This window comes from Asticcacaulis sp. P2_B1, from assembly GCF_056404915.1.
Genome location: NZ_JBFUDD010000003.1, coordinates 35,763 through 58,449, shown reverse-complemented (window position 1 = coordinate 58,449; position 22,687 = coordinate 35,763). Strand labels below are relative to the sequence as shown.

Annotated in this window: 26 protein-coding genes and 1 other RNA gene; 8 read left to right on the top strand and 19 right to left on the bottom strand. The window is 60.8% G+C overall.

The annotated features are described in order from the left end of the window. Window positions 1-374: 374 nt before the first annotated feature. The 5 genes from rnpB to AC1DX3_RS09425 all read right to left on the bottom strand — a co-directional run bounded on the left by rnpB (window position 375) and on the right by AC1DX3_RS09425 (window position 3,222). Window positions 375-778, bottom strand: an RNA gene (rnpB, locus tag AC1DX3_RS09445) — RNase P RNA component class A. A gap of 34 nt (window positions 779-812) precedes the next feature. After that, on the bottom strand, window positions 813-1,184 hold the full coding sequence (locus AC1DX3_RS09440) for a DUF423 domain-containing protein (protein WP_476989028.1): 372 nt from the start codon (window positions 1,182-1,184) through the stop codon (window positions 813-815). 1 nt (window position 1,185) lies between these two features. Next, complete coding sequence (locus tag AC1DX3_RS09435; protein ID WP_476989027.1) at window positions 1,186-1,935, bottom strand: N-acetylmuramoyl-L-alanine amidase; 750 nt, start codon at window positions 1,933-1,935, stop codon at window positions 1,186-1,188. A gap of 108 nt (window positions 1,936-2,043) precedes the next feature. Then, window positions 2,044-2,373 carry a hypothetical protein gene (locus tag AC1DX3_RS09430; protein ID WP_476989026.1) on the bottom strand — a complete coding sequence of 110 codons (330 nt, stop codon included), beginning with the start codon at window positions 2,371-2,373 and terminating at the stop codon, window positions 2,044-2,046. Window positions 2,374-2,544: 171 nt separating this feature from the next. Next, on the bottom strand, window positions 2,545-3,222 hold the full coding sequence (locus AC1DX3_RS09425; RefSeq protein ID WP_476989025.1) for a TerB family tellurite resistance protein: 678 nt from the start codon (window positions 3,220-3,222) through the stop codon (window positions 2,545-2,547). A gap of 203 nt (window positions 3,223-3,425) precedes the next feature. Between AC1DX3_RS09425 and AC1DX3_RS09420 the strand changes: the two genes are divergently transcribed. Then, on the top strand, window positions 3,426-4,310 hold the full coding sequence (locus AC1DX3_RS09420) for a hypothetical protein (protein WP_476989024.1): 885 nt from the start codon (window positions 3,426-3,428) through the stop codon (window positions 4,308-4,310). Here the strand turns inward: AC1DX3_RS09420 and AC1DX3_RS09415 are convergent. From AC1DX3_RS09415 to AC1DX3_RS09365, 11 genes are all read right to left on the bottom strand, one after another. After that, a complete protein-coding gene (locus AC1DX3_RS09415; RefSeq protein WP_476989023.1) occupies window positions 4,307-4,471 on the bottom strand; it encodes a hypothetical protein in 165 nt (54 codons plus the stop codon). The two genes, AC1DX3_RS09420 and AC1DX3_RS09415, sit on opposite strands and share 4 nt — an antisense overlap. Window positions 4,472-4,482: 11 nt before the next feature. Next, window positions 4,483-7,143 (bottom strand): methionine synthase, encoded by a 2,661-nt coding sequence (gene metH / locus AC1DX3_RS09410; protein WP_476989022.1) that lies wholly within the window; start codon window positions 7,141-7,143, stop codon window positions 4,483-4,485. After that, the gene (locus AC1DX3_RS09405; RefSeq protein ID WP_476989021.1) at window positions 7,140-7,532 is read right to left on the bottom strand and encodes a DUF4259 domain-containing protein; all 393 of its coding nucleotides are present in this window, start codon (window positions 7,530-7,532) and stop codon (window positions 7,140-7,142) included. Before AC1DX3_RS09405 ends, metH begins: the two co-directional genes overlap by 4 nt. Window positions 7,533-7,551: 19 nt before the next feature. Continuing rightward, entirely contained in the window at window positions 7,552-8,148 is a 597-nt protein-coding gene (locus AC1DX3_RS09400) for a hypothetical protein (protein ID WP_476989020.1), read from the bottom strand. Beyond that, window positions 8,148-9,143: a D-alanine--D-alanine ligase family protein gene (locus AC1DX3_RS09395; protein ID WP_476989019.1), complete on the bottom strand. Its 996-nt coding sequence runs from the start codon at window positions 9,141-9,143 to the stop codon at window positions 8,148-8,150. Before AC1DX3_RS09395 ends, AC1DX3_RS09400 begins: the two co-directional genes overlap by 1 nt. A 57-nt stretch (window positions 9,144-9,200) precedes the next feature. Continuing rightward, a complete protein-coding gene (locus AC1DX3_RS09390) occupies window positions 9,201-9,716 on the bottom strand; it encodes a RidA family protein (protein WP_476989018.1) in 516 nt (171 codons plus the stop codon). 11 nt (window positions 9,717-9,727) lie between these two features. Then, window positions 9,728-11,281 carry a flavin monoamine oxidase family protein gene (locus AC1DX3_RS09385; protein WP_476989017.1) on the bottom strand — a complete coding sequence of 518 codons (1,554 nt, stop codon included), beginning with the start codon at window positions 11,279-11,281 and terminating at the stop codon, window positions 9,728-9,730. 223 nt (window positions 11,282-11,504) lie between these two features. Beyond that, the gene (locus AC1DX3_RS09380; RefSeq protein ID WP_476989016.1) at window positions 11,505-12,569 is read right to left on the bottom strand and encodes a homocysteine S-methyltransferase family protein; all 1,065 of its coding nucleotides are present in this window, start codon (window positions 12,567-12,569) and stop codon (window positions 11,505-11,507) included. After that, a complete protein-coding gene (gene metF / locus AC1DX3_RS09375) occupies window positions 12,566-13,477 on the bottom strand; it encodes a methylenetetrahydrofolate reductase [NAD(P)H] (RefSeq protein ID WP_476989015.1) in 912 nt (303 codons plus the stop codon). The genes AC1DX3_RS09380 and metF overlap by 4 nt, the downstream gene beginning before the upstream one ends. Before the next feature lie 6 nt (window positions 13,478-13,483). Continuing rightward, window positions 13,484-14,431, bottom strand: a complete 948-nt coding sequence (locus AC1DX3_RS09370) for an ArsR/SmtB family transcription factor (protein WP_476989014.1) — start codon at window positions 14,429-14,431, stop codon at window positions 13,484-13,486. Window positions 14,432-14,785: 354 nt separating this feature from the next. Beyond that, the gene (locus tag AC1DX3_RS09365) at window positions 14,786-15,571 is read right to left on the bottom strand and encodes a cyclic nucleotide-binding domain-containing protein (protein ID WP_476989013.1); all 786 of its coding nucleotides are present in this window, start codon (window positions 15,569-15,571) and stop codon (window positions 14,786-14,788) included. Window positions 15,572-15,890: 319 nt separating this feature from the next. Between AC1DX3_RS09365 and AC1DX3_RS09360 the strand changes: the two genes are divergently transcribed. Next, window positions 15,891-16,430: a hypothetical protein gene (locus AC1DX3_RS09360; RefSeq protein ID WP_476989012.1), complete on the top strand. Its 540-nt coding sequence runs from the start codon at window positions 15,891-15,893 to the stop codon at window positions 16,428-16,430. A 52-nt stretch (window positions 16,431-16,482) separates the two neighbouring features. On the opposite strand, the gene AC1DX3_RS09355 is transcribed toward AC1DX3_RS09360, so the two are convergent. After that, the gene (locus AC1DX3_RS09355; protein WP_476989011.1) at window positions 16,483-17,316 is read right to left on the bottom strand and encodes a hypothetical protein; all 834 of its coding nucleotides are present in this window, start codon (window positions 17,314-17,316) and stop codon (window positions 16,483-16,485) included. Window positions 17,317-17,406: 90 nt separating this feature from the next. After that, window positions 17,407-18,708, bottom strand: a complete 1,302-nt coding sequence (locus tag AC1DX3_RS09350) for a S8 family serine peptidase (RefSeq protein ID WP_476989010.1) — start codon at window positions 18,706-18,708, stop codon at window positions 17,407-17,409. A gap of 111 nt (window positions 18,709-18,819) precedes the next feature. Here AC1DX3_RS09350 and AC1DX3_RS09345 point away from each other — a divergent pair, with 111 nt between their 5' ends. The 6 genes from AC1DX3_RS09345 to AC1DX3_RS09320 all read left to right on the top strand — a co-directional run bounded on the left by AC1DX3_RS09345 (window position 18,820) and on the right by AC1DX3_RS09320 (window position 21,957). Beyond that, window positions 18,820-19,341: an RNA polymerase sigma factor gene (locus AC1DX3_RS09345; protein ID WP_476989009.1), complete on the top strand. Its 522-nt coding sequence runs from the start codon at window positions 18,820-18,822 to the stop codon at window positions 19,339-19,341. Then, window positions 19,338-20,039: a hypothetical protein gene (locus AC1DX3_RS09340; RefSeq protein ID WP_476989008.1), complete on the top strand. Its 702-nt coding sequence runs from the start codon at window positions 19,338-19,340 to the stop codon at window positions 20,037-20,039. The genes AC1DX3_RS09345 and AC1DX3_RS09340 overlap by 4 nt, the downstream gene beginning before the upstream one ends. A gap of 35 nt (window positions 20,040-20,074) precedes the next feature. Continuing rightward, entirely contained in the window at window positions 20,075-20,812 is a 738-nt protein-coding gene (locus tag AC1DX3_RS09335) for a response regulator transcription factor (RefSeq protein WP_476989007.1), read from the top strand. A gap of 28 nt (window positions 20,813-20,840) precedes the next feature. Further along, the gene (locus AC1DX3_RS09330; RefSeq protein WP_476989006.1) at window positions 20,841-21,293 is read left to right on the top strand and encodes a hypothetical protein; all 453 of its coding nucleotides are present in this window, start codon (window positions 20,841-20,843) and stop codon (window positions 21,291-21,293) included. Between the two features lie 50 nt (window positions 21,294-21,343). After that, window positions 21,344-21,709 carry a DUF983 domain-containing protein gene (locus AC1DX3_RS09325; RefSeq protein ID WP_476989005.1) on the top strand — a complete coding sequence of 122 codons (366 nt, stop codon included), beginning with the start codon at window positions 21,344-21,346 and terminating at the stop codon, window positions 21,707-21,709. 68 nt (window positions 21,710-21,777) lie between these two features. After that, entirely contained in the window at window positions 21,778-21,957 is a 180-nt protein-coding gene (locus AC1DX3_RS09320; protein ID WP_476989004.1) for a YegP family protein, read from the top strand. Window positions 21,958-22,079: 122 nt separating this feature from the next. On the opposite strand, the gene AC1DX3_RS09315 is transcribed toward AC1DX3_RS09320, so the two are convergent. After that, window positions 22,080-22,337 (bottom strand): hypothetical protein, encoded by a 258-nt coding sequence (locus tag AC1DX3_RS09315; RefSeq protein ID WP_476989003.1) that lies wholly within the window; start codon window positions 22,335-22,337, stop codon window positions 22,080-22,082. Between the last annotated feature and the right edge of the window lie 350 nt (window positions 22,338-22,687).

Below are 22,687 nucleotides of genomic sequence, written 5' to 3'. Positions count from 1 at the left end.
CGTAAGACCGGCCCTCCCGGCAAATCGCGTGTGGGATGGATTACGGTTAACATGGGATTAAATGGGATGCAATGACTCTAGATGACACTCGGCATGATTCTAGGCCAAGATTCTGGGTATAAATTCCACAGCTGTGGATAAGTAATGGAACAAAATAGGAACGCATTATACTCAACTCTACTCACACGATACTTAACTGCCTGAATACGGTTAATTTTCTCTAAATCGTGTAACGGCGGTATTGCCCACAGGCGCATGATCGCTGAAATCACCCATCCATGCCTTCACGCTCTATGCGCGAAAGACGTCTGCAGATTGATTTTTAAGGGCTTATTGGGTCCGAACGCCACTGTGCACGGCATTTGAGACAGAGATGGGCCAGATGACCTGTAAGCCGGGTTCTGTACGACTTACGCCCGAAAGCGCAAACCGTGGCGATCATTCCTCTTGGCCGCCCGTCGCCGGACGGCTCACGCAACCTACCCGAACGGTCTGGGGCGGTAATGCCCTGCCCTTGTCGCCAAGAGCGCGCCGTTCCTATTTGGTCTTGCTCCTGACGGGGCTTGCCATGCCGTCTCCGTTACCGCAGACGCGGTGCGCTCTTACCGCACCGTTTCACCCTTGCCCTGGACGTCTTGCGACGATCAAGGCGGTTTGTTTTCTGTGGCGCTATCCCTAGGGTCACCCCTGGCGGGCGTTACCCGCCGTCATATTACCGTGGAGCCCGGACTTTCCTCAGGCATCCCGAAGGATGTCCCGCGACCGCCCGGTCATCTGGCCCGACGCGGTCATGCTCTTAAAGCATTAAAAGATCAAGTCTTCTCAGTACGAATGGCACCGATGGCGACGCACAGCCAGCCGAGAACAGTCATGCCGCCGCCGATCGCCGCCAGAGCCGCCAGGGCCGACGATTGCGAAGCTGTATGAAAAGCCATCTCGCCACCGAAGATGGCGGGACCGACCAGCAACAGGGCCAGGGCCGCTCGCTTATAGACACCGCCAAAGCGGGTTTGCGACGCCACGGCGATGACGGCCGGGGCATGGAACAGCAGAAACTGGCCACCGGTCGCCAGCAAGCCGGTGGCCGGGGCATGCGCGCCCATGGCCAGCATGATGGTGCCAGCAAAGCCCATGATGCCGGCGAAAAAGTACGGCAGGATGGTGTCTTTGGTCGTTTCGGCCATATCAGCCCTCCATCAAGGTAATATGGCGCAGCAGCGCCATCAAGGTAACACGTGTTGTGGCATCGGCGCGGCCTTCCATCGCTGTGCCGATATATTGCGGCACCCAGTGGCGCTGGAAGGCCGTGACGATGATGCGTGTTTCGTCGTCATATGGCTCGCCGGCCAGGATATTGTAGCCGAGTTTGCCCAAGGCCGATTGCAGCGAGAAAACACCCAGACCGGTGTCGCCCTCGCCCAGTGGCGGCCCCATGGTGCCTTCCGGCGGCATGGCGGGCTCGACCCACAGTCCGTGCCCGTGTTCGGCCAGGACCTGCCAGGGAAAGCGCTCGCCGGGATCTTCCTTGCGGTCGGGGGCGATGTCGGAATGACCCAGTATGCGATCGTCGGGAATATCCCAACGTTCGCGCATCTGATCGAGCAGGCCGATAACGGCGTCGATCTGGGCCGGTGGAAAGTTGCGATAGCCGAATTCGTGGCCGGGATTGACGATCTCAATACCGATCGCGATATCGTTGAGGCCGGTCTCGCCCTTCCAGTAGCTGACGCCGGCGTGCCAGGCGCGGCGTTCTTCGGGGACCAGGCGCCAAACCTGGCCGTCCTCGGCCACCATGTAGTGCGCCGACACCTTGGCTTCAGGATCGCACATGCGTTCAAGGGCCGCCTCGGCCGTCTCCATGCCGGTATAGTGCAGAACCACCATATTGGGCGGCGACCTACGTTCATTGAAATTGGGAGAGGGTCGTTCGATCATGGACTCGTCTTAAAGACAATTGCCGACTGGGCCAAACAAAAACTGGGCCAAATAAAAACGCCGCCATCGATGCGATAGCGGCGTTTTCAAATCTCAATTGCGCGAGGCTTAATAGACGATCCAGGTCGAGCCCGACTTGCGCGCTTCATAAACGCCGGTGCCCCCAGAAGCTTTCGGGTCGTCACCGCGGACCTGAACCTTGGCAGGTTTGCGCGTAAAGGCGGCGGCCAGGGCCATCAGGCCGAGCGCGATCACGCCGACCACGACGGCCGAAGCGGCGAAAATGAACAGAAGGGCGAGGCCGGCGAGTACAGCCAAGCCGACGGCCGTCATGACGACGCCGTAAATGACACGGGAAATTAGGTTCTTGCGCTTCACTTGACCCCACGGGCGATAGTTGCGGCTAAAAGATGCAAAAGACGTGTCTTGCTCGGACATGGACTTCAAAACCTCATACAACGGAACAATACGCGTTCCGTAGACTTTTAGATTGGCACGAATTGGCGTTCCGTCAACCTCTGCCTATAGTAACTACCACACTTTTTAATATTTTTTTAATCAAGCATGGCAATTTGTCATCACATTTGGCTTATCATATCGAGCTCTTGATCACATAAGCGCCCGTTCGCGGCTGATCTGGTCGTAGGCCTGATTGATCATGGCCGTTTTTTGCGTATAGAGGGCTTCAAAATCTTCCGGCAACCCGCGGGCGCGGATGCGGTCCGGGTGGAAATCGTTGAGGCGCGAACGGCGGGCGACACGAATTTCGTCATCGCTGGCGTCCGGGGTCAGGCCCAGAATATAATAAGGATCGTCCTCGGCCGGCGGAACATAGCCGGCGCGGACCTTGCGATAGGTCGCGGTCTTGATGCCGAACAGGTCGGCCACGGTCTCAAGATAGTCCTCCTCGGCATCGCTGAGGTGGCCGTCGGAAACAGCAATGTGGAACAGGCCTTCCAGCACGTCTTCGAGGATCTGCGGGCAATTGGCATAGCGCTTGGCCAGGCGGCGGGCATAGGATTCGAAACCCAGCGAGGTTTGACGCGCCAGGTCGTAGAGACGCAGGACATCGCGGCGTGCGCCATCGTCGGGCTGGAAAACATGCAGGAAGGCGGTTTGCTCGACCTCATGCGCCAGGCCGTCGGCCATGGCCAGTTTGGCGCCCAGGGCCGTCACGGCGGTGGCGAAAGCGGGGTCTGCCCCTGGCGGCCCCTTGGGGCATTCCGTGCATTCGGCAGCGTCGAATGTACGGACGGCGCGTTTCGCCAGATTTTTCCAAAACGACATGGAAACTCCTCAAACTATGGGAAATACCTTAGCGTATTTCTCGGACATTGTGTCCTTAAGTTTTTGTCACCCTCACTAAAAAACTAACTCTTGGGCGATTTTATGCCTGAATTGCTGTATAAACAGAGTTAGTGATTATCGGTCATGTGCGCTTTTGTCGCGCTGCCGGCCACATGGTCGATATAATTATCCGGAGTTTGTCCTTGCGCTTTTTGACGTCTGCCCTGCTCGGCTTGAGTGTCTCCGCCCTCGCCCTGTCTTCTAGTTTTAACGCCGAAGCCGCCAAAACCCGTCACCAGGCCGCTGCGAAACCTGCTGCCGCTGCGCCGGCAGCCACGCCTGTTGCCGCCGCCAATCCCGCCATTACCGGCCGCAATGCCGATGGCACGCTGCACGCGCCCGATCTGTCCGACGCACCAACGGACGATTTCCTGCGCGTCGCCTGGTGCCACGGCGTCCTGTCCGGCGACATGGAACTGGCGGAAATCATTTCTTCGGTCTTTCCGGAAGACAAGGATTTGCGCTTGATCGGGACGTCTTACCTGCGCGCCTATGAGGCGGCCCTGACCTTGTCCGGCAAGGGCATGAGCGATGCCGAACACCAAAAGGCCGAAGACGCCCGTGAATTCGGCTATAATGAATGGGCCGCCGCCCGCGACGACGTCAGCCTGACGGAAGCCGCCGGCGCCTATGCCAACTGGCAATTGCCGGGCGACTGCGAACATGCGGCCGTGCGTTTGTCGGGCCACCCCAATCTGTTCGCCGAGATGGCCACGGACGATGAGGTTGTCGCCATCACGGCGGCGCTGACCTCCGGCGGACCCCACGACTATAACGAGATGCCCAAGCCCGTGCTGACGGCTCAGACCATGCCCGACGATCCCAATGCGCCGGTCGCCACCAACCGGCTGGCGACGCGTAACCGCAAGGACGCCGCCCTGCCGCAGTTGACGACACCGGTTGCGACAGCATCTTCGGACAGCAGTGCGTCGTCAACCGACGACAATCACGGCAAGAAGGGCGTCGATCGCAAATGGTCGGAAGGTCTGGCCTATCGTTTGGGCTGGAGCAATACCAAGGGGCATTAAGGCTTGAGACTGTCTACCCAGGCAATGATTTCGCTGTGGTCAATGAACAGGCCTTCGTCGGCCTCCTGTAAGGCTTCAAGCGTCATTTGATGGCGCCTTTCCGACGAAGTCATGACTTGCTTCTTGGTCGCTTTGTCGACCTGCATGTCTTCACGATCCATTTGAGTTTTCCTCACGGCACATAGTTCAAGATCGGCGACAGCCAGCGCTCGGCTTCGTCCACCGCCCAGCCCTTGCGGCGGGCATAGTCTTCGACCTGGTCCTTTTCGATCTTGCCGACGCCGAAATAATGCGCCTTCGGGTGGGCAAAATAGAGGCCCGAAACCGAGGCCGGCGGGGTCATGGCGAGGCTTTCCGTCAGTTCCATGCCGGTGCGTTGACGGGCATCGAGCAGGTCGAACAGGGTCCATTTTTCGGTGTGGTCGGGCTGGGCCGGATAACCGGGAGCCGGGCGGATGCCCTTATATTGCTCGGCGATGAGCCCGTTGATGTCGAGATCTTCGTCAGCGGCATAGCCCCACAGTTCGCGCCGCACCTTCTTGTGCAGGGCTTCGGCGAAGGCTTCGGCCAGGCGGTCGGCCAGGGCGGTAGCCAGGATGGCGTTATAGTCGTCGCCTGCCGCCTTGAACTTGCGGGCGATTTCCATCTCGCCGTGGCCGGCGGTGACGGCGAAGGCGCCGACCCAGTCGGGCGTTCCCTTCGGCGCGACAAAGTCGCTGAGCGCGGTATTGTTCTGGTCGGCGCGCGGCTTCTTCATCTGCTGGCGCAGGGTGTGGAAGGTGGCGATCGGTTCGCCGCGCGTTTCATCGCCGTAGATTTCGATATCGTCGTCTTCATTGGCATTGGCCGGCCAGAAGCCGACCACGCCCGAGGCGGTGAACCATTGCTCTTCGAGGATTTTGGCCAGCATCTCCTGGGCGTCGGCAAAAAGATTGGTTGCCGCCTCCCCTACGATCTCGTCATCGAGGATGGCCGGGTATTTTCCGGCCAGTTCCCAGGTGGCGAAGAACGGCGTCCAGTCGATATGTTCGGCGAGGTCGGCGAGGTCATAAGGACTGAAGGTGCGCAAACCCAGGAAGCTGGGCGCTACCGGCGGCTCGGCAACGAAATCAATGGTGAATTTATTGGCGCGTGCCTCGGCCAGGGTCGAGCGCGGCGCCGAATTGCCCTTGCCATAGGCTTCGCGCACCTTGACGTAATCGGCCTTGGTCTGGGCGACAAAACCGTCACGATCGCTGTCGCTCAGCAGTTGCGAGACGACGCCGACGGCACGTGAGGCATCGAGCACATAGACGACCTGGTTATTGGCATAGCCGGGCTCGATCTTCACCGCCGTATGGGTTTTCGACGTCGTCGCCCCACCGATCAACAGCGGGATGTCGAAGCCGGTGCGCTGCATTTCGCGGGCGACGAAGACCATCTCGTCCAGCGACGGCGTGATCAGACCGGACAGGCCGATCATGTCGACCTTATGCTCTTTCGCCGCGGCCAGGATGCGATCGCACGCCACCATGACACCGAGGTCGATGACTTCATAATTGTTACATTGCAGGACGACGCCAACGATGTTCTTACCGATGTCGTGGACGTCGCCCTTGACGGTGGCCATCAGGATCTTGCCGGCCGCCTGATAGGTGCCGCCGCCGGCGACATGCAGGGCCTTTTCGGCCTCCATGAAGGGCATGAGATAGGCGACGCTTTGCTTCATGACACGCGCCGACTTGACGACCTGGGGTAGGAACATTTTCCCGGCGCCGAACAGGTCGCCAACGACATTCATGCCGGCCATCAGCGGGCCTTCGATAACGTGCAGCGGACGCTCGGCCTGTTGTCTCGCCTCTTCGGTATCGGCGTCGATAAATTCGGTAATGCCGTGAACCAGGGCGTGTTTCAGGCGTTCGGCGACCGTGCCGTCACGCCAGGCGAGATTGGCAACCTGGACCTGGCCCTTTTCGCCCTTGTACCTGGGGGCGATGTCGACGAGATATTCCGTATTGCTGATATTATGACGCTGTTTGCGGTTGAGGATGACGTCCTCCACCGCCTGGCGCAGTTCGGCATCGATATCGTCATAGACCGGCAAGTCGCCGGCATTGACGATGCCCATGTCCATGCCGGCCTGGATGGCATAGTAGAGGAAGACGCTGTGAATGGCCCGGCGGACCGGTTCGTTACCGCGGAACGAGAACGACACATTCGACACGCCGCCCGAGACGCGGGCGTAGGGCAAGGTTTGCTTGATGATGCGCGTCGCTTCGATGAAGTCGACGGCGTAATTGTTGTGTTCGTCAATGCCGGTGGCGACGGCGAAGATGTTCGGGTCGAAGATAATGTCTTCGGCCGGAAAACCGACCTCGTCAACCAGGATGCGATAGGCCCGCGTGCAGATCTCAACCTTGCGGGCGCAGGTATCGGCCTGGCCTTGCTCGTCGAACGCCATGACCACCACCGCGGCGCCATATTTCAGGCATTCGCGGGCGGCGTGGCGGAATTTCTCTTCGCCTTCCTTCATCGAGATCGAGTTGACGATGGCCTTGCCCTGAACGCACTTCAGGCCGGCCTCGATGACTTCCCATTTCGACGAGTCGATCATGACCGGGACGCGGGCGATGTCGGGTTCCGCCGCCATCAGATTGAGGAAGGTCGTCATGGCCTTCTGGCTATCGAGCAGGCCCTCGTCCATATTGACGTCGATAATGGCGGCGCCGGCCTCGACCTGCTGACGGGCGACGGTCAGCGCGGCGGTGTAGTCGCCCTCGACGATCAGCTTTTTGAATTTGGCCGAGCCCGTGACATTGGTGCGTTCGCCGATATTGATAAAGGTAGGTGTCAAGTCAAAGCCTCTTCAGTCGCCCGAACCAGGGCCAGCCATGCATTATAGGCGCCGCCGTCCAGATAAAGTTCACGTATTTCGGAATCGCCCGTGGTGATGCGTTTCAGCGCCGCAAGCGCCAGTTCGGCCAGGTCTTCGGGCGGTTTGCCCATGGCTTCGAGGATCATCAGATAATCCTGAGCCGAGACGTCGCTCCTGCCGGTAGCGACGGTCAGCAGGGCCGCGGCGGCATAGGCGCGCGCGCCTTCCGCCAGCTCGATGTATTCGTCCGCCGCCAGGACCTCGTTAAAGACATAGCGCACGCTCTCCCATGAGGGCACGTCTTCCAGTTCCATCATCAGATCGCTGGCGTCGTCATTGTCGAACGGTCCGGCTCCCCAGGCGCCCATGGTCAAGCTCCCTGCCCTGTCATAACTGCCAGTAATTGTTGTCGCGCTTGTAGGTACGCACCAGAGCCTCGATCGGGGCATAGGCGGCGTTGCAATCGTCACTGTCGTACGGAATGGCTTCGAGCTCGCGAATAAAGGTGACGAAGTCGGGATGGAAACGCAGGACACGGCGGCCGTAGCGCTCGAAGCCGTCCTTGGCGGTGATCTCGACCGGCTTGCCTTTACTGTCGAAATAGAACTTGGCCTTGCCGCTCAGCAAATATTCGTGGGCATGCATCATCCACTGGCTGAAGATGCGCACCGGCAGGATGCCGGCCTGGAGGAATTCCCATTCCTGCAGCTGCAACACCCAGAATGTGTTGAAGAAATACTTGATCTCATAATCCGACAGAGTCTTGTCCTTGCGATGAAAACGCAGGTCGATGTCGTGGCTGAGGCGCGTCAGCTCGGCGTATTTTTCGGAGAATTCAAGGTAGGCGTCGAGGGATTTTTCCTTGGTCGAAATCGCGAAGGCCGAGCGCACCTGACGGTAGGCGAGCAGGATCGCCAGCAGCGCCGCCGAGGTATAGATGATCGTAAAAACCAGCGTCATCAGGAAGATGATGTGGTCGGACATCAGCCCCTGCCGGCTTTCCGGATGGCCAGGTCGATCTGGCCGCGAAGAAAGTCGACGAAACCGATGCCCTGGGCCTTCAAGGACTTCGGGTAGAGCGAGGCCTTGGTCAGGCCGGGCAAGGTATTGGTCTCGAGATAAACCGGCCCCTTGGTGTCCGAAATAATGAAGTCCGAGCGCGAATAGCCGCGGCACGACATGGCGCGATGGGCCTTGATGGCTAGGCGTTGCAGCTCCGCATTGGTTTCAGGGGCGAAGCGCGCCGGGCAGATTTCCTGGGTCGTCGATTTGAGATATTTACCGGCATAGTCGAAAGCGCCGTCGCCCGGCACGATCTCGACCGGCGGCAGGGCGATCAGGGAACCATCGGCCTGTTCGAGCACGCCGCAGGTGGCTTCGGGGCCGGAAATGAAGGGCTCGATAAGATAGGCCATGGAAGCCGACTCACGGCGGACCGCGGCGATGTCCTGGGAGGAATTGACATAGATCAGGCCGTAGGACGAGCCCTCCTGGGCCGGTTTGGCGATCAGGCGGCCGAAATGCGACAGAGCTTCGTCGGCTTCATCCAGTGTCACGGTCGAGGGCGAATAAACACCGGCAAGGCCGGCGAACAGCTTGGCGGCGGTCTTGTCGAACGCCAGGTGCGAAGCCGCCGAACCCGAACCGGTGAAGGGCACGTCGCGCGCTTCGGCCAGGACCTGGAATTGACCGTTTTCAGCCGTGCCGCCATGCAGTCCTAACACCAGGACACGATCCTCGACGGCCGCGCGGTCAAGCGCCTCCGCGAGCGTGCCAATGCGAGCACCGTCGGCCTTGAAGGCGACTTCGAATGGCTTGGCATGGGCTTGCAAGGCATCCGGCGTCGTTTCGGACACGCTGCCGTCTATGTCCCAGAACCACAGATCGGCCTCGGGCAAGGCATCGGTCAGGGCCTGCGCCGTGGCTACCGCCACCAGGCGTTCACGGCTGGTGCCGCCAAAAAGAATCGTCGTTTTCATAGCCGTCTCGTATTACGCAAATTGTCGCGCCGTCTTAGGGCAAGCTGCCTTCCGATGCTACTGATTTAGATGGTGCAGCAGGTCGGGCTTCTTGACGGCGATGACCTCGATCTCGACCAGGAAGCCCGGCGCAACCAAGGCGGCAACTTGCACCGTGGCGCGGACGGGACGGTTGGGCTGATCCGCTGTGCCGAAATGCCGCTTATAGGCGGCCATCATGCCGGCGAAATCCATCTTGCCGCCCATGGCCGGATCGCCGACGAGGTAGACGTGCATGCTGACCACGTCCTTGAAATCGAGCCCCTGGGCTTGCAGCGAGGCCTGGATTTTCTTCAGGACCGATTCGGTCTGCTCCTCGGTCGTGCCATAGGACGCGATACTGCCCTTTTCGGCTTCGGGGTGCGTAACGTCGGGCACCAGGCCGCTGAGATAGACGGTGCTGTAACCTGGCGGCACGACCACCGTGCCGGCGATGGGGGCGTCGGGCGTCGGATAGGCGCGTGTGACGTCCTGACCGTGGGCATTGCCGCTGATCAGAAACAGGGCGGTGGCAACGGAGATAACGGTTTTCATGGTCGAACTCCTCAGGCTTTGACGGATTGCTGGCGGGCGGCAATCATATTGACGACACGATGTGACGACAGGAAGGCGCCCTGCTGCCACGAACTGACGTGACTGAGATGGTCGCCGGCAAAATAGATGGGGCCATCGGGCTGGTTGAGCAAATCATAAGCCGACTTGTCCTCGTCGGCGAGGAAGCTGGCCAGACCGAGGGAATAGGGCATTTGCTTCCAGTTGATGGCGACCGGCGACTTCATCTGGCCGGACTGGCCCGGATGCAGGCGGTCGATCGTACCGCGGGCATAGGCGATCTGGTCGTTCAGGCTGCGCGCTCCCATGCGGCCGTCGAAGGCGTAGCCGGCGACCAATATACCTTCCGGCGCATGGAAGCGATCGGACGGATACCAGGTGGCGAAGGTGTCCCGATCGGTGAAGGACAGGCCGCCATAGATATGGTCGTTGGTTTCCCAAAAGCGCGGCGATTGGAAAGCGATCTTGTAACCGTCGATATAGCTGCCGGCATTCTTGGCGATCGCCGCCTTGACCGGCTTCGCAAAGTCGGCGTCGATAGCGGCGAGCGCAGACATCGGTATGGTGCAGATGCAATAATCGCCGCTGATGACCTCGGCCTGGCGCGTCACCTTGTCGTAATAGAAGACGTCGACGCCGGTCTTGTTGCGGCGGATGCGGCGGACTTCGCAGCCTTTGCGGATGACATTGCCCAGGCGCGCCTCGAAGGCCGCCGGAATGCGGTCCATGCCGCCGACCGGCTGCTGCATGGTCGCCTGGAACGACACATCGTCCGTGAAATCGGCCACCGCCTGGACGAAACCGTCACCGACCACCGATAACGGCAAGGGGGCGCGATGCTTCGGCGCCTGGTCGGCTGCGCCCGGGAAGATCTCGAAGCCGGCGCTTTCACTGCCGTCATAGGTCAGGGCCTCACTGAGTCCACCCCACGGCCGCAAGACGCTCAGCATCTTGTCGCGGTCGTCGGCGGTGTAAAGGTCGTCGAGTGCGCCCTTTTTCGTGCACTTGGCCAGCAGTTCCGCCATATGGCCGCGATAGTCGTAGATGGCTTGACGCATCTCGATAGCCGCGCCGCCATTGAGCCGGTCCGCCTGAATGCGCGCCGTGCCGGACCAGTTGACCTCGGTTTCCATGGTGACGCCGAATTCGCGGCAATAACCAAGCGTCGCCTGATGGTGCGACGGAATGCGCGCCGGCCCGGCGTTGAAGAACTGGCCCTCGTCGAAGGCGCAGACCTGTTGGCTGCCGTCAGTAAAGTCGATCGTCGTGCCTTTGCGGACGGTGAAGTTGCGGCCGCCGACGCGGTCGCGCGCCTCGATAATGGTGCATTCATAACCGGCCTTGCCCATTTCATAGGCGGCCGACAATCCGGCCGGACCGGCGCCGAGTATGACGACGCTGACGCCCTTACCGCTGCCGGGCGCCAAATCAGGCATGCCCGCCCAGGCCTCGTCGCCCATCAAACCCATGGCCTGCATGGCGCCATAGGCGCCGGCGGTGCCCATCAGGGCCGCGAAACGCGTGATAATCTGCCGTCTTGTTGTCATAGTCCAGCTCCCATCGTTTTGCCTGAAACTACGATTGTTATCGTAGCGGCAACCAAGTGTCATAAAGAATGACACTTGGTTGCCGCTTTTTTTTGCTCAAGCGCCGCATGGCTCCTCGCATAGGCTCGGGCGGGCAGTCGCCCTTGCCATGCCACGATGTCTCATCGCAGCATGGAAACGATGCGATGACTAGACGGCAAAACCGCCAACTTGTGACAGCAGCTTATGCCAGTTCAAACGGCTCCAATCCCGACAGACGTAAGGCCTTCGGACGCTCGGGTATCTGGCGCGGCGTGATGCCGCGGACCTCGTCGGCAACGTGTTTGATATGGTCGGGCGTCGTACCGCAGCAACCGCCTAGGATGTTGACAATGCCGTCCTTGGCCCATTCGTGCAGTTCGTGAGCGGTTTCATGCGGTTGTTCGTCATACTGCCCCATGGCATTGGGCAGGCCGGCATTGGGATAGGCGGCGACCAGGCAGTCGGCGACACGCGCCATCTCGGCGATATGCGGCCGCATCAGGTCGGCGCCCAGGGCACAATTGAAACCGACGGCGAATGGCTTGGCGTGCTTGACCGAATTCCAGAAGGCTTCAGCGGTCTGGCCGCTGAGCGTCCGGCCGGAGCGGTCGGTAATCGTGCCGGAAATCCAGATCGGCAGTTCGTGCTGACCCTCATCTTGGAGGTCGAGAATGGCCTTGATCGCCGCCTTGCAGTTCAGCGTGTCGGTGATGGTTTCAATCAGGTAGAGGTCGACGCCGCCTTCGTAGAGGGCCTGAACCTGTTGGCGATAGGCCTGATACACTTGGTCGAAAGTAACCAGGCGGGCGCCGGGATCGTTGACGTCCGACGACATGCTCAACATCTTGTTGAGCGGCCCGATCGAGCCGGCGATGAAGCGCGGCTTGTCCGGATGCTCGGCGGTCCAGCGGTCAGCGACGGCGCGGGCGATCTTGGCGCCGGCCAGGTTGATGTCGCGGCAATCCTGGGCATTCAGATGATAGTCATCTTGAGCGATGGTCGTCGCCGAAAAGGTATTGGTTTCTGAGATGTCGGCGCCGGCAGCGAAATAGTCGTCGTGCAGGTCGGCGATAACGTCCGGGCGCGTGATGCACAGGATATCGTTATTGCCCTTGAGCTGGCCCTTGTGATCGACAAAGCGCTCGCCGCGGAAATCCTCTTCCGACAACTCGCGACGCTGGATCATCACGCCCCATGACCCGTCGAGGATCAAGATACGTTCCTTGGCGGCCTTTTTCAGGGCGTCGATACGTTCGGCTCGGGTCATGGACGGCTCTCCTTCAATCCCAAAATACGGCAGATGGCGTAGACCAAATCGGCGCGGTTGAGCGTGTAGAAGTGGAAGTTTTCGACGCCTTCCCTTTCGAGTTCAAGGCACAGCTCAACGGCTACCGCCGAGGCCAGCAGCTTGCGCGTCTCGGCATCGTCGTCAAGGCCGTCGAACAGCTCTTCCAGCCAGGCGGGAACCGCGGCACCGCAGCTGCCGGCCATACGGCGCAGGCCCTTGAAATTGGTCACAGGCATGATGCCGGGCGTCAGCTCGATCTCGATGCCGGCATCGAAGACCGCATCGCGATAACGCAGATAGGTTTCCGGCTCGAAGAAGAACTGGCTGATGCCGCGGGTGGCGCCGGCATCGACCTTTTGACGCAGGACATCGAGGTCGAAGTCGAGTCCGGACGATTGCGGGTGGCATTCAGGGTAGACGCCGACGCTGACTTCGAAATCATTGATCCGCTTGATCGCGGCGGTCAATTCCGTGGCATTGGCATAGCCGTCGGCGCGCGGCGTATAGTCGCCGAAACCAGTGGGCGGATCGCCACGCAAGGCGACGATGTGACGAACGCCGGCGTCCCAATAGCCGCGTATAACCTCATCGACCTCGTCGCGCGAGGCTTCGACGCAGGTCAGGTGGGCGGCCGGCTTCAACGCCGTCTCGTCGAGAATGCGTTTGACGGTGCGATGGGTGCGCTCACGCGTCGAACCGCCGGCACCATAGGTCACCGAGACGAAGGCGGGATCGAGCGGGGCCAGACGGCGGATCGACGACCACAGGGTCTGTTCCATCTCCTCGGTCTTGGGCGGGAAGAATTCGAACGATACTTTGAGGTGGCTGGTATCGGACGCGAGGGCGCGGGCGATCGGGGCTAAGGAAGGATTGAGGGCGGGGCTCATGGAAACTTACTTTGCGGGTTTGGCGGCAAGCCAGATCTTGACGGTTAGTCCTTGAGGACTTTGCGGGGGAAGGTCGCGGGTGGCGCCCGGCATGAGGCCGGCGCTGGTGAACCAGCTTCGCATATCGTCGTCCAACATGCCGAGGCGGCGGTGCTGATACTGCTCGCGCATGATTTCGAGCTCGTGGTGGGCGAAATCGGCGATCAGCAGGCGGCCGTCAGGTTTGAGCAAACGGGCGGCTTCGGCGACGGCGCGGGCCGGATCGCTGAGGAAGTGCAGGACCTGATGGACGATGACCAGATCGGCCGAAGCATCGGGCAGTCGCGTGTCGTAGATATCGCCATGGCGGAAATCGACGCCTTGCAAGGCGGCTTCGAAAGCCTTCGAACGGGCGATATTGAGCATGTGTTGCGACAGGTCGAGCCCAATCGCCTGACGCGCGCGCGGGGCCAGCAGGGTCAGCATGCGGCCGGAACCGGTGCCGAGATCGACCAGGGTGTCGAAATCCTGGTCGCCCAGAGCGGCAACGATCGCCTGTTCGACATCGGCTTCGGAGACATAGTGGCTGCGGATCTCGTCCCATTTGGGGGCGATGGTTTCGAAATAGCCCTCGGCCGATTTGCGCCGGGTCTGGCGCACGGCCTCAAGCTGGCCGAGATCTTCGGCAAAGGCGTCGTCCATCAGGCTCAGGATCGTGTCGACCAGAGGCCGTACGCCCTGACCGCCCGCCAGGCGATAAAATACCCAGGCGCCGTCAGGAAAGCGCTCGATCAGGCCGGCTTCGGACATCAGTTTGAGATGGCGGGAAATACGCGGCTGGCTTTGGTTCAGGATGGAGACCAGCTCCATCACCGACAGTTCTTCGCGCGCCAGCAAACGCAGCAGGCGCAGACGCGTCGGTTCACCGGCGGCTTTCAGCGCTTCGAGCAGGGAATTGAAATCGGTCTTTGCCATATAATCATATAAAGATATCTTTATATGATTTGCAAGTGGAAACTGAAGCCGTGAGCGACACGGTCAATATCATGACATGACGACGATGAACAAATTAAATGGCCGCAAGATCGCCGTCCTATGAACGAAAATCGTCCTCAAGTTGATGATAGTGGCGGCGAAACTCGCGAATTTAGGTGGGCCACTTGATTTACATCAATCGATTGCAGCGGTAGAAATGCTACTTAGGGGCGTGCCGAGATGTTGTCCGGTGGGCTAGACCCCCTCACCGGCCGGATCGCATCAGGGTGTCGTTCCGATCGCGCGTACATGGATCGGAACCTGGGCGGCAGGGTCACACCTGTCGCCCTTTTTTTAACTTTTCTGGCCTTGCATCACCTGGCCGGAACCTTCGCTTGGCGGCCACATTTCCCGCTCAGCCTTGCCACCCAGATGATCGAGCGGCGGCATATGGTTGTCGATATAGGGCGACGGCTTGGCCATGCGTCGCATCGCCGTCATCATGGTGAGCTTGACCTCGCTGCCGTGGATTTCGACGCCGTAATCGGCCAGGCTGGCGAAGGAGCGCGACAGGTTTTCCGGCGTCATGCCCAGCAGGGACGCCAGTATCCGCTTTTCGTGGGGCAGGTGCAGGGTCGTGGCGCCGCCCTGATGCACCTGGAGAGTTAGCAGATAGTTGGCCAGGCGCTCTGAGGCACTGCGCAACTTCATATTCTTGACCTGACGCACCAGGGCGCGATTCCAGCCGGCCAGTTCCTCGGCAACCGCCACGGCAAAGGCGCCGTCCTCGCTCATGGCGCGACGGAAGCTTTCGGCCGATAGCATGAGAATTTCCGACCGTTCGATGGTCCGCGCCGACATCAGGGCTGGAGCATTCAAGACAACCGACGAGAGGATAAACAGGGACAAGGGTTTGACCACGGAGACGGTCGTCTCCTTGTCGTTCCATGTACCTTGAATCTCAACCGTACCCTCAACCAGAATATAGAGGAAATCGACGGAGTCGCCTTCGTAGAGCAGGGTGGTGCCGGCAGGAAATTTTTGCATGAAGGCGGCCGAGGTCAGGTCGCTGAAACGCGCCTCAGTCATGCTCTTGAATATTCGCAGGTCGCGAATTCGGGCGACGTCGCTGTCTCTCATATCGGGTTCCGGTTAGTACGCTCTGGTATTTACCTTATTCCCCAGGGCGATTGAACAATCGCCAGGGATGCATATTGGACTTTATATCGGTTGAGTCGCGACCTTGAGACAGCATATTCCCTTCTTGATAATTATCAAACCCTTGAAAGACTTATAGCAACGGTCACGCGGGTGACTTCCGCTATTATAATCCCATAGTATGACCTCTGAATTTCCGCTGGGTATTTGTCGCCATGCATGGCTTGCGCCTTGAAAAGGATTGTCCTCCATCCCAGCCATGCCTCAGGGCGCCGCGATCGGCAACCGATTCAGGTCGCCTATGAGGTCGCACCTGAACGACGACGATTTTCATCAAGACACGGAAGGTTCGCCAGCCAGCCCCCTGGACTGGATTGCCGGCCAATGCCGCTTCCGGCGGCAGATGAGCGTTCAGATGGAGCAGCTCGCCGCTGCGCTCGACTATGACGAGACGGCCAGTTTTCAGGTTATCGATTGGCTGAAGGTCGGCCTCCCGGCGCAGTTTCGCGATTCAGCCGACGATCTGTTCCCGATATTGCGTTCACGAGCGCGCCGGGACGACGATTTCGCCGGCGTTATGGCGACCCTGGAAGGCGACCACGGGATCAGCATAGCGCATATCCGGCGCATCGTCCCGCGGCTGGAAGCCTTGCGCCTGATCAACCATCCGGCGCTTATGGATCCAGTAGTGGCCACCGGGCTCGCAGAACTGGCTTTTCGCGAACGCCAGCATGTCGCCCTGTTGACCAAGGTCATCCTGCCGATCGCCAGGTTGCGTCTGATCGACTCGGACATGGTCCTTCTGCAAACCAACATGCTGGCGCGCCGTAAGTTGGCGTAAAAAAAACCAGCGAGCCGTGAGGCTCGCCGGTTTCGCATGGGTTAGGACGTGCCTAGTTGGACGAAGCGCCAGCCTTGCCCTTGGCCGAGCCCGAAGCCTGGGCGGTGACCGGGACGGACGGCACGCTGGTAGCCGCCCGGTCGGCCTCGATCATGGCGCGGCCGCGTTGCGCCGTACTTTTGGCGGTGCCGGCGGCACTGGCAGCCGTATCGCGGACACCGGTGACGCCCAGATTGCCCGAGGCATGCCCGGAGCCCTGGCCCGAACCGGAAAGGCCCGATTGGTCGAGCGAAGCGGCGCCGTCACCGGCCAGACCGCCATTCAGGCCGCCATTGGCGCCGATGTTACGTGCGGTCCTGGCGGTATCGCCGAGGTCGGCACGGGTGCCCTGGGCGAAGCTGCCGGCGCGAGCAGCGTCGCCGCGGGCGCTTTGGCTCACCGAAGACACCGCCCGGCCGGCACCCGAAGCATCCAGGGAGGCGTCGCCCGACGCGTCGCCCATGGCATTGCCGGCGACGTCATGACCCAGTAACGAACCACCGGCCTGCCCCGAACCCGAGGCAGCGCCAGACGCCGTAATAGGAGCCATTCCGGAAGACTGGGCCTGACGGGCCTCGTCGCGGGCCCGGCGAGCTTCGGCGCGGGCTTCAGCGCGAGCCTCGGCCGTGGCGCTATCGACCGTCGAGAAAGCGTCGGGGGTTTCACCGAAGGCACCCTGGGCATTGCCCATGGCCGAACCGGTCAGGCCGCCGCCCATACCACCGGCGCCGCCGGTCAAGCCGCCCGTCAAACCACCGGCGGCACCACCGCCCAGGAGTTGCGCATTGGCGGAAACGGCCAGCAGGGAAGCGACGGCCGCAGTGGTCAAAAAGAGTTGGATTTTCATCTTCAAGTCTCCATGTGTTGGGCCGTCTCAGCGGCTACACAGGGAACAACGAAGGAGGCGTCGCGTTTTCTCCGCGACGGGCAAAATTTTTTAATTTTTCTTTCCGGACGCCGGCAGGACAGGCCGGATATCGTTGCCGACAAGGCCTTCGCCATAGGTCGTGTCGGTGCCCTTGGCGCCCAGGTCGATTGCCTGGGACGATAGCCAAGCCACGGCGGCACGGGCAGCTTGCGGATCCGGCGCGCTGAGGCGGCGGGCCAGCAGACCGGCGACAATCGGAGCGGCGAAGGAGGTGCCGCGGACGGCGACATATTTGCCGCCCGGCGCCGCGGCGGCGATATCCGAGCCTGGCGCTGCGAGGTCGACCTGAGGTCCGCGTCCGGCTTCGAGCAAGACCTTGTTCCGGCGATCGACGGCGGTCACGCCGACTACGCCATCGAAAGAGGCCGGATAGAGCGGCTTGGCGGCCGGGCCGTCATTGCCGACGGCGGCGACAATCAGATAACCGCGCCCGACCAGGGTGGCGACGGCGGTGCGCAGGGGGCCATTGGGAGGGCCGACCAGGCTGATATTGATGACGCCGACCTTTTGGCCGGCCATCCAGTCGAGCGCCTTCAATAGCGCCGAGGTCGATCCGCCGGTCGCCATATTGCCATAGATATCGGCGACGATCAGCTCGGCGCCCGGGGCCGCGCCGGCAAAACCGTCGCTGCGGCCGACCAAAAGTGACGCCGTCGCCGTGCCGTGTTCACTGGCCGCGGCCTTGCCGGCGAAGCCTTGCTGGACGATATGGGCGCCGCGAAAAGCCGGGTGCGCGATATCGACGCCGCCGTCGATCAGGCCGACGCGTCCGCCACCGGCGCCGTGAACAGACGACTCCCCCGCGCCGCTTCCGCCCGACTGCGAGCCAAGATAGATGTCGTTGAAATCATAGACGCCGTCGGGATCGAGTTTGCGTAACAGGCGCAGGGCCTTCTTCGTCGCCATCCCATGCGGCGCGATCAGGACGACCTGTTGCAGGCCCAAACTGTCGAGCGCCGTCGTCTCGCCGATCGTAAAACCGGCGGCCGTGATGGCGGTCATGGCGGCGGGCGCCGGCGACAGGGCGACCAGTTGATGGCGCACGATCAGATCGCCGTCGGGGCTGCGTTCCAGCACGTCGCCGTGGCGGCGGATCAGATCGTCGATGCGGCTGAGCCTTTGCCCGGCCGCCTGGGTCACCGTATCTTCGACCCTGTCGGCCACGTCGGTCAGGCCGCGGACCACCGGCAGGTTGCCGACCGAAGGCACGCCGGTCGGCAGGCCTCCGGACAGGCCACCGGGCAGGCCCTGAAGCTGGGCAAAAGCCGGCGCCGGCAGCAGAAACAGCAGGAAAACAAGGGCGAGACGCATGTCATAACTCCGGACCATGTTAGTCTAACGTCTGAGCGGGCGATATTGCTGCAAAAAATTTTGGCGCCAAAAAAATTTCGGGGTTATGAAGAAAACATCCGCGCCCGAACGTTGGATACGACAAGGAGATCGGGAATCGCCGTCCATTCGACCCAGTCCGATATCGTTGCGCTGTTGCCGCGCCTGCGCCGCTTTTCGCGGTCGCTGACCGGCAATGCCAGCGATGCCGACGATCTGGTGCAGATCGGCGTCGAACGCGCCCTGCGCCATCTCGATCAGTATCAGCCGGACACCCGGCTCGATAGCTGGATGTTCAAGGTGCTGAAAAACGCCTGGATCGACGAAGTTCGCTCCCGGCAGCGCCGCGACAAGATATTCGCCCCGGCCGAGGCCGGAGATTTCATCGGCGACAACAGCGCGGAGGCGTTGGAAGCGCGCCGCAAACTGGCCGAAGTGGAGAGCGCCATGCTGGAACTGCCCGAAGACCAAAGACTGGCGATCGCTCTGATCTGCGTCGAAGGCCTGTCCTATGCCGAAGCGTCCGAGGTGCTCGACGTGCCGGTCGGCACGTTGTCGAGCCGGTTGACACGCGGGCGCGAAACCTTAATGGCGCGATTGGGAGGCAGTTCATGATCAGCGCGGAGACGATCGTCGCCTATGTCGACGGTGAACTGGACGCCGCCGGCCGCGCCGAGGTCGAAGCCGCCGCGGCGAGCGATGCCGAAATCGCGGCGCAGATCGCGGCGCACCGCACGCTGCGGGCGGACCTGATGGCGGCATTTGCCCCGATCGCGCAGGAGCCCGTGCCGGAACGCCTGATAAAGGCGGCCCAAGGGACACAAACGCCGGCAGCGGCAGAGGTGATAGCCTTCCGGCCGCGGATCAGCCGGCCGTTGCTGCTGCAAATCGGCGCCATGGCGGCCAGTCTGATCGTCGGGATCGGCGCGACCCTGATGGTCACCCAGGCGCCGAAGGGCGATTTTGCCAGCCGATCGGGCGGACTGGTGGCGCGCGGCGAACTGGCGAAGGCACTGTCGACACAGCTGGCCTCCGAAGATGCTGGCGGCAACGCTCCGCGCATCGGTGTCACCTTCCGCGACCAAAGCCATGCCATCTGCCGCACCTTCACCACCGCCACGAACGACGGCCTGGCGTGCCGCGACGGCAATGACTGGCGCGTCGATATCGCCAGCCGCGTGACGGCGACAAGCGATTACCGTCAAGCCGGATCGTCCCTGGTCATGCAGGCGGTCGATGCGCGCCTCGACGGCAATGTCTTCGATGCTGCCGCCGAACGCAGCGCCCGCGATGGCGGATGGCGTAGCCGATAACGCGATTGCACTTGACCGGTTTGCAGGAGCGGTTCATGCGTGCGGTATATATTGCAGGGAGACAAGGTGTCGTGGTCAAGGCCCCGGGCATAGAGACGCTGACCGAGCGGCAGAAGGAAATTCTGCGGCTGATTTCGCAGCATCTTCAGGCCAAGGAAGTGGCGCGCGCCTTGAACATCAGCGAGCGTACCGTCAAGACCCATACGGATGCCGCGCGCAAGCGCCTGGGGGTGACGAGCAGCCGCGATGCCGCCCGGCTGCTGGCCGCCCACGAATCGGCAAACCCCGCTTCTCCCCCAGTCCCTTCTCCCCCAGTCCCTTCGCCCCTCCTCCCTAAAGGACGATGGCCGTCACGACCGATAGGCGAACCCGCCGACGGCATGTCAATATCGGCCCATGAACAAACCCCTCATCCCGCCCCGGCTTCCGACCGACCCGCACGTGATGGTGCGCTGGAGCGATCTGGAGATGGCGTGGCGGATGCTGGCGACGCCGGACAAGCAGGCGCGGGTGACCGAGACGGTCGACGCGGTGCGGGCACTCAGCTTGTCGGCGACCTCGGAGAAGGCAGTGTTCACAATGATCGCGGCAACCGCCTGGTTGACCGACGATGGGCCGGCTTCGAAAGAAGACTGGCAGCCTTAAACGCCATCCAGTGGTTGGGGCTGATCGCGATCGTGGGGGTACTCGCCGCCGTCCTGGTGGGCGGGCTTATCGCGGCCAGCTTGGGGACTATGGAGGCGATTGAGGATATGCATCGCCAGATCGGCTGAGGGGGCCGGCCTGGCGATGCTCCAATATATGTCCGATCACATGCAACTGGTCCATTTCATATGGGTGTGGAGCGGCAATATATTGGCCGTGCTGGTCTCCGGTTGGGCGTTGTGGCGCGGAGGTGCCCCTGAACGCTGGGGCGCCGTTCTTCTTCTGACKGGATGGTTCCTGTCGGCGGTGTTGCAAAGCCACGATGGTCACGGTCCTGGCATCATCGTCATTTTGATCGACATCATCTGTCTGATCGCCTTTACAATCCTGTCCTTGTGGTCGCGGCGAATATGGACGATTTTCCTGGCGGCCTTTCAGCTGGATGCCGTGATGTCGCACTTCGCCGTCGGCCTCTCAGGGCATATCGGCGGCTGGGCCTATGTCACAGCGCTTGGCATATGGGGCGGTTTCGGTCTCGTCTTCGCCCTGGCCGCCGGCATGATCTGGCCTTTATCGGAAAACAGCAGCCTGCGTCAGCATAACACATAGCCAAATACGCCTCGAAGGCCCATTATAGAGGGGAAAGAAGGACAGAGATCATGGCGAGACAAGGTGTAAAACTGGGGACGACATTGTGGCGCGGCATGCAGCGCAAATGTCCGTGCTGCGGCGAAGCCTCGGCCTTTCGTGGTTATCTCAAGGTCGTCGACACCTGCCCGGTGTGCGAAACGCCGCTCAGCCTGTATCCGACCGATGACGGTCCGGCCTATATTACCATCATCCTGATTGGCCACCTAATCGTCGCCCCGGCGCTGATGTTCGTCTTTCTTTGGGACTATCCTGTGCAATCTGTTGCGATAGCGGCCGTGGTCGGCATCGGTTTGCTGACCCTCCTGGCCCTGCCCTATGTCAAGGGCGCCTTCCTCGGCCTGATGTGGTACCTCGGCCTGCGCCAGGCGAGGTAAGTGCTTGACAGCCTTCCCCAACGGCGCGAAGTCTGAGTTCGTTTTCATGCCACTGAGGAGCTTCGATCATGGCCCACAAGTTCGAGATTCGTAAAAACAAGGCCGGCGAATTCGTCGCCTATTTCACCTATAACGGCGAAAGCATCTTCTGGACGGAAGGCTATACATCCAAGGCCTCCGCCAAGAACGCCATCGAGTCGATCAAGAAAAACGGGCCAGCCGCCGAAACCGACGACAAGACCGACTGATCCCGACATGCAAAAGGCCTCCGAGGCATTTCCCGGAGGCCTTTTTTAGTTTTAAGCTGCGATCTCCAGGTCAATTTGACCTGGCAAGGGCGACGCCCAGTCCGGCATTGGAGCGAAAAAGCTTATGCCATGTTGAGCGCATCCTGAATCAGCGCGATCGAACCTTGCGCTTCTTCGGTGCAATCCATCGACAGACGGTCGATTTCTTCCTGGGCAAAGCTGCGCATCAACAAGGCCGCCTGGGGCGACAAGGCCATCAGGGTGCGTGTTGACGCGCGGGCCAGCGCCAGGGCAGCATCAGCGTCCACCAGGTTGGCTGTGTCGCGCGCGACCGCCAAGGCATAGAGACGTGAGGCCACATTCGGGGAGGAATTAGCCATTATCTTCTTTTTTGATATTAAGGATGAATGTAAACGTGACTTGAGCGCCGGAGGCTCAGCAACACACACAGATAGTCCGGAGCGGAACGCAACTGATACTCTTAGTTGCTTGCCATTATACATTTAATTGCGGCGAAGAACAGGCGATACGCCTTTACCACTTTTGTGACAGTCTGACGGATGTAATTGTATTACATAGAGAAATCATGCCGCATGGAAACGGTTACACAATATTATTGCAAACAGCACATATTGGCCGGATAATATCTCTGATAGCGCTGTCATTTGCACATATTTCCGAAATTTATGGAAATAATTTCGTCATAAATATCCGTCGTTCGCCCAATTAT

Coding starts and splice junctions, on each gene's coding strand:
- AC1DX3_RS09385 (WP_476989017.1), bottom strand. CDS start 11,281: ATGACAACAAGACGGCAGATTATCACGCGTTTCGCGGCCCTGATGGGC.
- metF (WP_476989015.1), bottom strand. CDS start 13,477: ATGAGCCCCGCCCTCAATCCTTCCTTAGCCCCGATCGCCCGCGCCCTC.
- AC1DX3_RS09380 (WP_476989016.1), bottom strand. CDS start 12,569: ATGACCCGAGCCGAACGTATCGACGCCCTGAAAAAGGCCGCCAAGGAA.
- AC1DX3_RS09425 (WP_476989025.1), bottom strand. CDS start 3,222: ATGTCGTTTTGGAAAAATCTGGCGAAACGCGCCGTCCGTACATTCGAC.
- AC1DX3_RS09315 (WP_476989003.1), bottom strand. CDS start 22,337: ATGGCTAATTCCTCCCCGAATGTGGCCTCACGTCTCTATGCCTTGGCG.
- AC1DX3_RS09325 (WP_476989005.1), top strand. CDS start 21,344: ATGGCGAGACAAGGTGTAAAACTGGGGACGACATTGTGGCGCGGCATG.
- AC1DX3_RS09355 (WP_476989011.1), bottom strand. CDS start 17,316: ATGAAAATCCAACTCTTTTTGACCACTGCGGCCGTCGCTTCCCTGCTG.
- AC1DX3_RS09335 (WP_476989007.1), top strand. CDS start 20,075: ATGCGTGCGGTATATATTGCAGGGAGACAAGGTGTCGTGGTCAAGGCC.
- AC1DX3_RS09390 (WP_476989018.1), bottom strand. CDS start 9,716: ATGAAAACCGTTATCTCCGTTGCCACCGCCCTGTTTCTGATCAGCGGC.
- AC1DX3_RS09340 (WP_476989008.1), top strand. CDS start 19,338: ATGATCAGCGCGGAGACGATCGTCGCCTATGTCGACGGTGAACTGGAC.
- AC1DX3_RS09350 (WP_476989010.1), bottom strand. CDS start 18,708: ATGCGTCTCGCCCTTGTTTTCCTGCTGTTTCTGCTGCCGGCGCCGGCT.
- AC1DX3_RS09320 (WP_476989004.1), top strand. CDS start 21,778: ATGGCCCACAAGTTCGAGATTCGTAAAAACAAGGCCGGCGAATTCGTC.
- AC1DX3_RS09430 (WP_476989026.1), bottom strand. CDS start 2,373: ATGTCCGAGCAAGACACGTCTTTTGCATCTTTTAGCCGCAACTATCGC.
- AC1DX3_RS09360 (WP_476989012.1), top strand. CDS start 15,891: ATGAGGTCGCACCTGAACGACGACGATTTTCATCAAGACACGGAAGGT.
- AC1DX3_RS09395 (WP_476989019.1), bottom strand. CDS start 9,143: ATGAAAACGACGATTCTTTTTGGCGGCACCAGCCGTGAACGCCTGGTG.
- AC1DX3_RS09435 (WP_476989027.1), bottom strand. CDS start 1,935: ATGATCGAACGACCCTCTCCCAATTTCAATGAACGTAGGTCGCCGCCC.
- AC1DX3_RS09370 (WP_476989014.1), bottom strand. CDS start 14,431: ATGGCAAAGACCGATTTCAATTCCCTGCTCGAAGCGCTGAAAGCCGCC.
- AC1DX3_RS09365 (WP_476989013.1), bottom strand. CDS start 15,571: ATGAGAGACAGCGACGTCGCCCGAATTCGCGACCTGCGAATATTCAAG.
- AC1DX3_RS09415 (WP_476989023.1), bottom strand. CDS start 4,471: ATGGATCGTGAAGACATGCAGGTCGACAAAGCGACCAAGAAGCAAGTC.
- AC1DX3_RS09440 (WP_476989028.1), bottom strand. CDS start 1,184: ATGGCCGAAACGACCAAAGACACCATCCTGCCGTACTTTTTCGCCGGC.
- AC1DX3_RS09400 (WP_476989020.1), bottom strand. CDS start 8,148: ATGTCCGACCACATCATCTTCCTGATGACGCTGGTTTTTACGATCATC.
- AC1DX3_RS09405 (WP_476989021.1), bottom strand. CDS start 7,532: ATGGGCGCCTGGGGAGCCGGACCGTTCGACAATGACGACGCCAGCGAT.